The sequence below is a fragment of the Flavobacterium sp. B330r genome (assembly GCF_056824325.1).
This window is the reverse complement of record NZ_CP124860.1, coordinates 3109789-3122622: the sequence shown is the minus strand read 5'-3', so window position 1 is coordinate 3122622 and position 12834 is coordinate 3109789. Positions and strand designations below refer to the sequence as shown.

At 34.8% G+C, this 12834-nt stretch carries 6 protein-coding genes; all 6 read right to left on the bottom strand.

Features of this window, described 5'->3' with window-relative positions; all coding sequences use genetic code 11:
* Positions 1–80: 80 nt before the first annotated feature.
* Positions 81–2090, bottom strand: coding sequence for a protein-disulfide reductase DsbD family protein (locus tag QLQ95_RS13905; RefSeq protein WP_482500289.1), 2010 nt, complete (start codon positions 2088–2090; stop codon positions 81–83).
* Between the two features lie 251 nt (positions 2091–2341).
* The gene (locus QLQ95_RS13900) at positions 2342–5131 is read right to left on the bottom strand and encodes a M16 family metallopeptidase (RefSeq protein ID WP_482500288.1); all 2790 of its coding nucleotides are present in this window, start codon (positions 5129–5131) and stop codon (positions 2342–2344) included.
* A 67-nt stretch (positions 5132–5198) separates the two neighbouring features.
* Positions 5199–6332, bottom strand: a complete 1134-nt coding sequence (locus tag QLQ95_RS13895) for a redoxin domain-containing protein (RefSeq protein ID WP_482500287.1) — start codon at positions 6330–6332, stop codon at positions 5199–5201.
* A 117-nt stretch (positions 6333–6449) separates the two neighbouring features.
* Positions 6450–7655, bottom strand: a complete 1206-nt coding sequence (locus QLQ95_RS13890; protein WP_482500286.1) for a redoxin domain-containing protein — start codon at positions 7653–7655, stop codon at positions 6450–6452.
* A gap of 66 nt (positions 7656–7721) precedes the next feature.
* Entirely contained in the window at positions 7722–9125 is a 1404-nt protein-coding gene (locus QLQ95_RS13885; RefSeq protein ID WP_482500285.1) for a RagB/SusD family nutrient uptake outer membrane protein, read from the bottom strand.
* Positions 9126–9142: 17 nt separating this feature from the next.
* Positions 9143–12736: a SusC/RagA family TonB-linked outer membrane protein gene (locus tag QLQ95_RS13880; protein WP_482500284.1), complete on the bottom strand. Its 3594-nt coding sequence runs from the start codon at positions 12734–12736 to the stop codon at positions 9143–9145.
* Between the last annotated feature and the right edge of the window lie 98 nt (positions 12737–12834).

The window sequence follows — 12834 nt, the reverse complement described above, 5'->3', positions numbered from 1 at the left end:
AACTTATTTCCGTAATTTTTCTCTATAAAAAATTAAAACCTCAATAAAATATTATTGAGGTTTTTTTATATCAAAAAAACTTACTTCCTAAACTTCCCAACCCCACTCTGCAGCCAGCCATAATACTCCGCAATATTCGGATTATAAGCTGACGGCTCTGTCAAATTCGTGCTTTTATGATCCACAATTACATAAAATGGCTGTGCATTTGCTTTGTAAGTTTTAATCTGTAAATCGCTCCATTTATTGCCGATGGTTTTAATCTTTTTTCCTGTTGTTTCAGAAACATATTGTTCGTTTTCTGGAAGTTCTTTTTTATCGTCTACATAAAGCGAAATCAAAACCACATCATTGTTCAGAACTCCAAGAACTTTAGGATCTGACCAAACTAGTTCTTCCATTTTTCGGCAGTTTACGCAGGCATATCCTGTAAAGTCTAATAAAACTGGTTTTCCGACTTTTTTAGCATATTCCATTCCTTTATCATAATCATGAAAAGTGATGATATTTTGCGGACCATGCTCTGCTCCTTCTGGTAACGAACCTGTAATTTTTAATTCTGAATTACCCGAAACTCCAAGTCCGTTTGGAGATTCACTGTATTGCATTGGAGGCGGGAATCCGCTAATTAATTTCAAGGGCGCTCCCCAAAGTCCAGGAATGAGATAAATAGTGAAACTTAAAACGATTAATCCGAAACCTAATCTTCCAACAGAAATATGGTTCAAAGGAGAATCATGCGGCAAAGTAATTTTTCCAAACAAATAAAAAGCCAACATCCCGAAAACGGCAATCCAAATCGCTAGGAAAACTTCTCTTTCCAGCCAATGCAATTGCAGAACCAAATCGGCATTTGATAAAAATTTAAAAGCCAAAGCCAATTCCAGAAATCCTAAAACCACTTTTACCGTATTCAGCCATCCGCCCGATTTTGGCAATGCATTTAACCAGCCTGGAAAAGCAGCAAATAATGAAAACGGTAATGCGATTGCAATCGAAAATCCTAACATTCCAACAATTGGAGCGATGCCGCCTTTTGAAGCCGCTTCAACCAATAAAGTTCCTACGATTGGTCCCGTACACGAAAATGAAACAATGGCCAAAGCCAAAGCCATGAAGAAAATCCCAATCAGTCCTCCTCTGTCGGCTTGCGAATCTACTTTGTTGGCTAATGAGCTTGGTAATACAATTTCGAAAGCGCCTAAAAATGAACAGGCAAAAACGACCAATAAAATAAAAAATATCAAATTAAACCAAACGTTTGTCGAAAGTGCATTTAGCGAATCGGCACCAAAAACTGCGGTTACAATTGATCCCAATAAAACATAAATAATTACGATTGAAATTCCGTAAATCATGGCATTCCTAATTCCCGCAGCTTTAGTTTTACTTTGTTTCGTAAAATAACTCACTGTCATCGGAATCATTGGAAAAACACAAGGCGTCAATAAAGCTGCAAATCCAGATAAAAAAGCTAAAATAAAAATAGTCAGCAATCCTCTCGATTCCGTTTTCTTTGGTGAACCGGTAATTTCTTGTTTTAATTTTTTTTCTTCTGTCTGAGAAACCGATTTTTCTTCTTTAGTTACAGAATCATTTTTTACGATTGAAGTTTCTTCGGCTGAAGCCAATTTCTTTTCACTCGGAATTTTAAAAGTTAATTCTTCTGTAGACGGCGGCAAACAGTTACTGTCGTCACAAACCATAAAATCGACTTCGGCAGCGATATTCGAAACATCATCTGAAATGAATTTGATTTTTTGAGTAAAAAGCGCTTTATCTTCAAAATATTTAATTTTCATATCGAAGATTTTATCGACTGTTTCATGTCCTTTATCCTCAGTTGTTTTTCCGATTAATTCGATTTTTTTCGGCTGATTTTTAAAGGTAAAAGCCGTTGGCGAAGGTCCGCCTTCTTCAATATATTGTCCATATAAATGCCAGCCTGATTGTATTTTCGCCTGTGCTTTTAAAAGGAACTCTTTATCTGAAATTTTTTCTACAGTTGTCGTCCATTTTACCGGATTGTACATTTGTCCGAACATGGAAACTGAGAGCAATAACAGGAATGTAATTATGGTATTTCTCATTGTTTTTTGATTAGATTTTTGAAAAAAAAGAGCTGTTGGCAAACAGCTCTTTTGGTCTTTCACAGAAAATGGCTTACTAATTCAGATTCTAAAATGAAATAATGAAAGACGAACTATTAAAATTTTAGATTGCAGGTTTTAGATTTTAGATTTTGTCGCAGTATAACTTTGTCAAAGTTTAAAACTTTGACAAAGTTGAACTATCTACACCGTAAACTCAGACTGAATACTGAGACTGAATACTAAAAAAACTACTTCACCGGATTCCCATCTTTATCCAGAGAACCCGATTTAATGATAATCATTTTGTCTAACTGAACATATTTTTTAATCGCATCGTTTACTTGTTGTAAAGTTGCTTTATCAATATCTTTTGGATACTGATCGATGTAATTTGGCTCTAAACCTCTTTCGATGAAGCTTAAAATAGTTCTCGCCATTCCACTTGTGGTTGACATTCCTACTTTAAAACTTCCGATTAAGTTGGTTTTCTTGTTTTCTAATTCTTCTGCTGTGATTCCGTTTTTTACCCATTTATCAACCTGAACCATTGTCGCATCAAGACCTTTTTGGAATAAATTTGGATTGAAAGAAGCGTTTACAAACCAGTAACCTCCTGTTTCGATATTTCCGCCTAAACCAGAAGAAATGTTATAGGTTAAACCGTCATTATCACGAACAGTCTGCATTAAACGTCCAGCAAAACCAGCGCCTAAAGTATAATTTCCAATAAAAAACGGAATATAATCTGCGTCGGCTCTTTTTAAACCTGTAAACTGTCCGACGAATAATTCTGCACTTGGTTTTTCAGGAATTGTAACCACTTCTGTTTTTGATGGAGATTTTGCAGCTTCTTCAAATTTTAATTTTTCAGTAACTCCCCCATTCCAATTTTTAAATGATTTTTTTAGAGAAGCATTTAGATTCGCTCCATCGGTGTCACCCACAATTACCAAACGCATAGACGCCGTTCCAAAATATTTTTTGTGAAAAGCTTTCACTTCATCCAAAGTTGCATTTTTGATATTTGCAATATTGTCTTCTACGCTCAAACTGTAATTTGGATTTCCTTTTGGATAAATCGCCTGAGATAAAGCAATACTTCCTCTTTCGCCTGGATCATTCAAATCCTGTTGTGTATTTCCAATAAATTGCTGTTTTAAATTTTCAAATTCTTTTGCATCAAACAACGGATTTCTTAATTCTTCTGCCAATAAAGCAATTACCTGATCTAAGTCTTTTTTCAAACATTTAAATCCGATATTAATTTTGAAACTTGAAGCATTTACATTTAATGAAACTCCTAGTTTTTGAAGTTTTTCAGAAAACTTAAACTTGTCATTCAAAGTTGTTCCTTTTGATAACATTGATGCTGTTAAGGCTGGAATTACATCATTTTTAGTTTCACTCGCATAATTCCCTAACGAAATGCTAGCTGCAACCGTAACAAAACCTTTTGCTGATGTTTTTACCGAAACCACATCAATTCCAGATACTTTTTCTCTTTTAAAAGCTGAAGCCGATTTTTCGATTAAAGTTTCTGCAGAGATTAATTCTTCTGTTGTGTTTTTTGTTGAGGTTGGTACAGATGAAGCTTCTTCGTGAATATGTCCTTCTTCTGAATGTCTGTAATAAAACGGACCATTTTCTGCCATATAATTACTGGCTTTTGCCGTATCATTATTTTGATTACCAGCTTGTTTCGGAATAAAATATCCTGTTGTACTTTGGTCATCAACTAAATATTTTTGAGCCACACGCAAAACATCTGCTGGAGTTACTTTTTTCAATCGGTCAACTCCTGTAATATAATCTGTCCAGTCGCCAGAAGCGATTGCTTCGTTTAATGCTGATGCAATTACTCCAGAACCATCGCGTGCTAAAATAGTTTGTGCGCTGATTTTTGCTACAACTCTATTTACTTCGTCCTGAGTTACGCCTTCCTTCTGAATTTTAGCCACAACTTCACCGATTTTAGCATCGATATCTTCGTGTTTTGAAGTTGTCGGAAAACCAACGCCAATTGTAAAAAGTCCGACTTCTTTAAAGTTTGTTGCACTTGCGTAAGAATAAATTCCTAAACGAGTATCAACAAATGTTTTGTTTAAAATAGCAGTCGGCCCAACGCCAATAATCTGAGCTAAAATATTGAGGGCTGGAAGATCTTCGTGTAAAGCTCCCGGAATTTTATACGCTTTGTTCACAACGCCTAATTCTCCAGGTTTTTTAACTGTAATTTTGCGTGCCCCATATTGCTGAGGTTCTTGTGTATATGGCTGCGGCATTGCGTTTGGTGCTTTTGTAATTTTACCGAAATACTTTTCGATCAATTCAAAAACATTCTCTTTTTTGAAATCTCCTATAATAGTTAAAGTTGCATTATCTGGCCAATAATACGTATTATAGAAATTTCTCAATACTTCAATTGGAGCGTTTTCAATATCCGATTTCCATCCAATTGTCGAATGATGATACGGATGCGCAATATAAGCTGCGGCCCAAATTTCTTTATCTAATAAACTATTCGGATTGTTTTCTCCACGCTCAAATTCGTTGCGCACAACCGTCATTTCTGCTTCTTTATCTTCTTTCAACAATAAAGAATTACGCATTCTGTCGGCTTCGATTTGAAGCGCCAATTCGATTTTATCACTTGGCAGCGTTTCAAAATAATTCGTACGATCATACCAAGTTGTCGCATTTAACTGTGCTCCTGTATTTTGCAGAACATCAGTAATTGTGTTTCCGTTTTTCTTGTTGAAAGTTGGAGTTCCTTTAAACATTAAATGTTCTAAAAGGTGAGTCGATCCTGTGTTTCCTAAAACCTCATGTTTAGATCCTACTCGATATACAATTTGTACAGTTGCAACTGGAGAAGCATTGTCCTGCAAAAGCAAAACATTCATTCCGTTTGGCTGGTATAAATATTCTTCGATTCCACCTAATTCTTTTATTTTCTTGAAGTTAACCGATTTTCCCTGTGCTGACATAAGAGCACAGAAAGCTAATGAGCAATAGCCCAAAAAGATATATTTTTTCATTTTTTGTTGATATTTTTCTTAGTTTTCAGTTTTCACTGAGACTGTAAAATGCGACTGAAAACTAACTTTATGATTTACTGAAGATTTCTTTCAATTTAGATTGAAGTTCAGCTTCTCTAAGATTTTTAGCCACGATTTTTCCGTCAGGTCCAATTAAGTAGTTGGTTGGAACCATTTTTACTCCATACAAAACAGCAGCTTCATTTTGCCATCCTTTTAAATCAGAAACATGCGTCCAAGTTAGGCCGTCTTTCTCAATTGCTTTTTCCCAAAGTTTCTTTTTATCGTCCAGTGAAACTCCCAAAACATCAAATCCTTTATCGTGATACGTTTTGTAGGCCACAACTACGTTTGGATTTTCTTTTCGACATGGACCGCACCAGCTTGCCCAGAAATCTACTAAAACATATTTTCCTTTGTAATCTGATAATTTTACCATTTTTCCGTTGATATCGGTTTGAGAAAATTCTGGTGCCGCAACACCAATAGCTGTTTTTTCGTTAAGATCAATTGAAGCTTTTAATTTTTTTCCGTAGAATGATTTCTGAACTTCTGGAGATAAAACAGCATAATATTCTTTTACTTTTTCTGGAGTTCCATAAGACACAATTCGGTCTTCAATCACTAATGCTCCTCCTAAATTGTCTTTATTTTTTCTGATAAATTTATCTGTCAAATCATCCGCGAAAGCGCCAAGATCTTTCCATTTTTTATCCATCATGGTTTGCTGTTCTGGAGTCAATTTTACTTTTCCTCCTTGTGTTAGCGAATCAGATAATTTGTAAATAGGCCCTGCGATTGCTTGTATTTTTTTGAATTCGTTATCGTAGTACGATTTGTAGAATCCGTTTTGTGTAGCTCCAGTTACTTTAGCCTTAAAAACCGAATCTTTTTTTGCTTCAATCGTAATATCTTCATTATCTAAAAGAAAATACGCTCCGTACTCTTGCCCTTTAATTTTAATGGTATGAAACAACGGTTCTACCGTTTTTCCAGTAAAAGTAAATGCACCTTCTTTTACCTCAGCAGAATCAATTATTTTTTTATCTCCTTTTTCGTCTGCATATTCTAGATAAACCATTCCTTTATCTAATCCTGCAATTTTTCCGTTAATTTTATATTCTTCTTTCTTTTCGCAAGAAGTAAATGCAGTCGCAATTGCTAATGCAAATAGGCTAGATTTTAATACTGTACTTTTCATGTTATATTTTTTGTTTGTTAGATTGCGATGTTTTTTGAGTTTTCAGTCGCAGTCGCAGTTTACTGTTTTCGCTGAGACTGAATACTGAGACTGAGACTGAATACTGCGACTAAAAAATTAAGATTTCAAAAGCTCTTTTAATTTCGCTTCCAATTCTGCACCTCTTAAATTGTCACCGATAATTACACCTTTACTATCTACTAAATAAGTTGCCGGAATTGCTTTTACGTTAAATGCTTTACTCACTTTATCATCGTCTAGAAGATTGTGCCATTGCATGTTTTCTTGTCCTAGAGCTTTCTGCCAAGCTTTTTCATCTTTATCAATTGAAACACTTAAAATTTCAAATCCTTTAGGTCCATATTCAGCGTAAGCTGTTTTTAAATTCGGAATTTCTTTTCTGCACGGTCCACACCATGAAGCCCAAAAATCTACTAAAATGTATTTTTTGCCGGCTACAATGTCTTTTGCGCTATATGGTTTTCCATCTTTATCTTTTAAACTGAAATTTGCAATACTTGTTCCGATTAAAGATTTCGGATTCAAATCTTTATCCAAAACTTGTCCGTAGTAGCTTTTCTTTGCTGCTTCAGAAAACTGATCGTACAAAGGTTTTTGTTCTGGTGTGAAATAACTAAAGTTGGTCATCATGAAAAATGGTCCCCACCAAGTGTTTTTATGTTTTGAGATAACCTCTAATGTTGTTTTTTCTACTTTCGTAAAAAATGCTTTTTCATCAGCCTCAAATTTTTTCCAAACTGGAAGATTTTGAAGTGAGTCTGCGGCTTTTGCGTTTTTATCACGTCTTGCGGCACCGATTAATTTACTTAATTCGTCTGAATCTTTGGTATGATAAGCTGCATAGTCTTTTTCAAGTTCCTCTCTAAACGCAGTTTCTTTTTTATAATAATCATGTGATTTTGAACCTGTAACTATGACATCTTTAAAAGAAATTCTCTCTCCTTCTTTATCTGAAACCAAACCAGCTGCTGTAATTTTTATTTTTGAATTTTCGACCATTACAGAAATATTTCCTTTGCTTTTACCAAAGACAACATAGAAAAAACGAGGTTCATTTAATTTTCCTGCGAAAGTAAATTTTCCGTCTTTTAAAGTTGTTTCAGCAACTGGAAGTTCAGAAGAATGTGTAGCGCCGGGAATCAATTTTACCTCAGTTCCGTCTGCTAAACCTGTTATTGTTCCTTCAATTGTATAAGAAGAAACTGGTGTTGAGATTGCTTTTTTCTTTTGTGCCTGAATGTTGATGGAAACCATAAACAGGCACAGACAGAATCCTATTATTTTATTTTGAATTGCTTTCATTTTTGATTGATATTTTTATAAAAAGCTTCCCTTTCGGGGAAATCTAATCGGGAAGCTTTTAGATTATTATTTGTCTACATTTTGTGTAATGGTTCCGTTTCCTGGATTTTGCGTTGCTCCTTGTGGGAAAGGCGCTGTCCATAAATGAGAATCAGACGATAATGTGTACGTAATTCCATTTGCAACTTTGCTAAAACTAACTTTATAAAGACCTTCTGCATTTAAACGGCGTGCATCTGCGTAAGGAGTAAGCGTTTGCAGCAATTCATTACTTTTTGTTTTGTAAATAGCGTTCAAAGCAGTTGCTTTATCTGTAGTTGAAATATCCTGATAAGATGCTGGAAGAATACGAGTTTTACGAACTGCATTTAAAATAGCCAATGCTTCAGTAATTTTATTATCACGTGCTAAACACTCCGCTTTTATTAAATAAACCTCAACACTTGTAATTCCGCCAAAATTGTACATTCCTGATAATATCGAATAGTAATACGTATCTGCTCCAACGGTTCTTACTTTCCAACGAGATTTTAATCGTACATCTCCAGTTTCAAAACGCGCAGCTCTTTCTACTGGTATACTTGGCTCTCTCCCTAATGAACGGCTTGAACCGTGTCTAAAAACATAGTTTTCAACATTGTTATAGCCCATTGGCGAAACTGCTGTTGTATAAGAATTTGGTACATCTATAATGGCTTTATTTGCTTCATAAAAAGCTACCCAGTCAAAGAGTTTATTATTTTCTGCTAATGCCAAATCAGCATATTTTAAAGCCTCTGTATAATTATTCATCTGCAGATAAACTCTTGAATAAAAAGCGTAACCTGCTCCTAAATTAGGATGCAAAGCGGTTTGAGAAACCTTAGGCAAATAAGGCAATGCTTCTTTAATATCATTTAGAATAAAATCATACATTTCCTGAATGGTTACTTGTTTACTTGGCGCATTGATATTGGCACTTGTAATTAACGGAACTGACAATTTTGTTGCTGCCGTAGAAGCTACATAAGTATCTGCATAAAAATTAGTCACATAAAAAAAGTTCATCGCACGCATTATTTTTGCTTGTGCCCAAACCGCTCTCTGTTCTTGCTCAGTCGCTTTTGTTGTCGAAAGTGCATTTTCAATAATTAAATTAAAAGCCGAAATTCCGCTATAAGTGGTATAATATGTAGATTCGTCTGATACTTTCAATGCAATACGATCTGCATTTTCGTCCCACATATAATTGGCATTATACAACCTATTACTTGTAAGTGTAGCAGCTGTTACAAATTGATCATTTAGCAAATGTGTAGCTCCCAAGATATCTATTCTTGTATTGTATTCGTCACGCAAAAAAGCTTCATAATCTGCTAATGTTTCAGGCGATTTTGCTCCTTTTGGCACATCGCTCAAGTAATCATCGCAAGATGCCAAAGTCAATCCTAAAGCCAATAAGCACGCTACTTTTATATATATATTTTTCATCGTCTAGTCTTTATAAATTAGAAATTAACATTTACACCCATAACAAAGCTTGGAGATATAAAACCACCTAGCATGTATTTGGCATCTCTGCTTTTGGCAAAAGTGTATACGTTTTCTGCATTCAAATTGAATCGTACTCCGTCTAGTTTTACTCTTTTAATAAGGTCTTTTGGCATTTGATACGCTAACGAAATGTTGCTTAATCTTAAATTTGATGCATCCAAAATATTAATATCTGCATAAGAATAAATCGTACGAGATTCTGAATTAAAATCTGCTTCATATTCGTAAACCGCTCTCGGAACATTGGTAAAAGCCTCATCTCCTGGTTGCATCCAACGATTTGCAATATTGTTGTTTACCACTGTAATATCGGTTACATAACCTCCAAGTCCGCCATTGTAATTGTTAGCCAACATTGGCAGGAATGTGTTTTTTACTTTATGTCCTAACTCATAAATGAAAAGAGCCGAAAGTGAGAAGTTTTTATAATTTGCTGAGGTATGGAAAGAACCACTGTGCAAAGGAACTGTTGAACCATAATCTTTAATTGCGTCTAACTGACCTGGATTGTATTTCACCGCTGTACCTGAGGCATCATAAACCTGAGGCAGTCCGGTATTGCTTAGACCAGCCCATTGGTAACCATAAATGCTGTTAAAACTTGTTCCGATTCTAGGATAAGCCTGCGGATAATCTAATTGTAAATAGTAAACAGGAGCTTTTACATTTACATAATCTACAGTGTTTTTATTATAGGCATACAAAATAGCTGCATCCCAAGAGAAAGAAGGCGTTTTTACCATTGTTCCTCTTAAGGTAACTTCGATACCTTTGTTAGTCATTTCTCCATTATTAAGATAGTAGGTTGAATACCCAAATCCTTCTGTTGGAATTCCCTGACTACTTGCTAATAAGTCTTGTCCTTTTTTATTATAAAAATCTAAAGTTCCGTTTAATCTGCTTTTAAAGAATGAGAAATCTAAACCAATATTTGTTGTTGTAGTTTTTTCCCAAGATAATTCAGGATTTGGTCGTTTACCTACACTTCCGTAAGTTCCTCCAACATTTGAATTGGCATAGTAAAAGGCCGTTAAATAAGGTGCCGCATCTTTGGCAATATTTCCTGCAATACCATAAGAACCACGTAGTTTAAGAGCATCAACCCAAGCAACATCAAAAAATGATTCATTGTTAATATTCCAGCCCGCACCTACAGACCAGATTGGTTTGTTTTGGTATTTACTGTCTGTTCCCCAAAGATTAGAACGATCCCAACGAATACTACCAGAAAGAGAATATTTTTTATCGTACGTATAACCCCCTGTTGAGTAAACAGAAACGTAACGGTTTTGCAATTCTTTTTCTAATGCAAAGTCATTTATCGACATATAACCGCCAAAAACAGATCCGTATACTTTTAATAAATCGGCTTGATTTATTGCGGTAAAAGATAAAGCTTGCGAATCGTAACCATAGCGAGTGTTATCATTATATTCTTGTTTAGAATGACGGATTTCCATACCTGCAATCGCAGAGAAATCATGCTTTTCTGCAAAAGTCTGATTGAAATTTAACTGCTGACGGAAATTATAAGCATTAGAAAACTGATTCGTTTCTTTAACAATATCTCCGTAAGGCAAATTATAAACCGCCTTATTATTCACAACTGTTACCAAACTATTTACTTTATTTCGCACATAGTACGACTCTCTATCAAACAGTTGGCTTGCACGATCTGAAGCAAATTCATATTGGAACATGGCATTGTAAGTAAATGCTTTGCTGAATTTTACATTAAACTTAGCAAACGTTCTGTTTAAGAAATTTTTGTTCTCGATTAAGTTTCTTCCCAACTCGTCCATTGGTGTAATATCCATGTTATAAAGACCATAAGTCTGCATAGAATTAAGCGTGAAATTATTGTAACGAGAAGCAGCAGTAGAAACAAAATTAGTTCCGTCGTTATTTACCAATTGATTGTATGGCTGCCATTTATAACCCGGATTATCTGAAATAGAAACTGAATTGATTGGTTTATAATACTGTGTATCTCCTATTCCGTAATTTAAATATGTTCCTAAATCTAAAGATAGCCAGCTGTTAATTTGTGTTGAGTTTTTCAAATTAATTCCAACCGTTTGGTTTTCAGAATACATATCTTCTAACTGATTGTCTTTGTAAGTTATAGACGCATTAAAAGTATTGTTTTGGCTAGCTTTACCCAAACTAAGGTTGTGCTGCATAAAATATTGATCGCGTTTGGCATATTTTGCTACATCATCGTAGTATTTATAACCTTGAGAACCCAGCTGATTCAAACGATTATTCATATCTGTTTGAGAAATATTTCCTGCATACCCATTTAAGATAGTCTGCATTCCTAAACTCGTAAATACTGCATTATTCAATAATGATTGTGCATAAGTAGCTGAATTAGCGGTTTTCAAGTTAGGATTTCCTTCTGCCCATCCTCTTTCTAAACCAATAATATCAGCAGAACTAGTAAGATTGCCCGTATAATTTCGGTAAGGCGTAACAGTTAAATTACTAGAAAACGAAATATTTGTTTTTCCTTCTTTTGCTTTTTTCGTTGTAATAACGACAACTCCATTTGCAGCACGAGCACCATAAATAGAAGAAGCTGCAGCATCTTTTAAAACCGTAATTGTTTCAATATCTTCTAAGTTTAAATTTGGAAGATTCTCTTCTATAGTATTGTATGGCGTTAATCTAGTATTCTCAACAGGAAAACCATCAATAACATATAAAGGAGCCATAGCGTTAGTATTCATAGAAGTAGTTCCACGAATTTTTCCATCTTGATATCCAACAATACGCCCTTCTAAAATTTTATCTAAACTGTTTAAACGCTGTTCTTGAAAATCCTTTGCTTTTAAACTTGAGAAAGATCCCGTTGCTTTTTCTGCCGATATATCCTGATAACCAGTCTTTAAAACCAGCCCTTCAAGTTCAAGAACATCTTCTTTTAAAACAACATTGATCACACTTCTTCCCTCTACTTTTATTTCTTGTCTTACATACCCTAAATAAGAATAAGCCAAAGTAGTTTCGCTGCTTACCGCAATAATCTGATATTCTCCATTAAAATCGGTATTTACACCTCTTCCAGAACCATTATCAGCAACTGCTGCTCCTACCAAAGGCATTCCTTTTTCGTCTGTAACCCTACCTTTTACGATAAAATCTGCTACAGGTTTTTTCTCTTCCGGTTTTTCTGCAGAGACTTTTCTAGGCGTCAGAATAATGTGGTTTCCCGACACTTTAAAATCGGTACTCGTATTATTAAAGATTTTATTTAAAATAACTTCTATTGAAGCTTCATATGCATTTACATCTATTACTCTGTTCAAATCTACAGATCTTACATTATAAACAAATCTGTAATCTGTAGTGTATTCAAGTCTTTCAATCACTTTTGCAACAGTCATATTGCTGGCATTAAAAGAAATCTTGTTTTTTTGAGAATAAGTGGTTCCGGCGTGCATTACTGTTAAGGCAGTTAGCAGAAATAATGTGGTCAATTTCATTTTCAAATCAAATTTCAAAAAAGGCTTATCAAACCTGATTCTGTTCAAGAGTTTTTTCATACTTTTAAATGTTTTTTTTAATGTTGGTTGGTTAATTAACTGACCGCATATACTCTACCGGGAAATGTTGGCGCATTTTCCGGTTTTTTTATAACGAT

Coding starts and splice junctions, on each gene's coding strand:
- QLQ95_RS13905 (WP_482500289.1), bottom strand. CDS start 2,090: ATGAGAAATACCATAATTACATTCCTGTTATTGCTCTCAGTTTCCATG.
- QLQ95_RS13885 (WP_482500285.1), bottom strand. CDS start 9,125: ATGAAAAATATATATATAAAAGTAGCGTGCTTATTGGCTTTAGGATTG.
- QLQ95_RS13880 (WP_482500284.1), bottom strand. CDS start 12,736: ATGAAAAAACTCTTGAACAGAATCAGGTTTGATAAGCCTTTTTTGAAA.
- QLQ95_RS13900 (WP_482500288.1), bottom strand. CDS start 5,131: ATGAAAAAATATATCTTTTTGGGCTATTGCTCATTAGCTTTCTGTGCT.
- QLQ95_RS13895 (WP_482500287.1), bottom strand. CDS start 6,332: ATGAAAAGTACAGTATTAAAATCTAGCCTATTTGCATTAGCAATTGCG.
- QLQ95_RS13890 (WP_482500286.1), bottom strand. CDS start 7,655: ATGAAAGCAATTCAAAATAAAATAATAGGATTCTGTCTGTGCCTGTTT.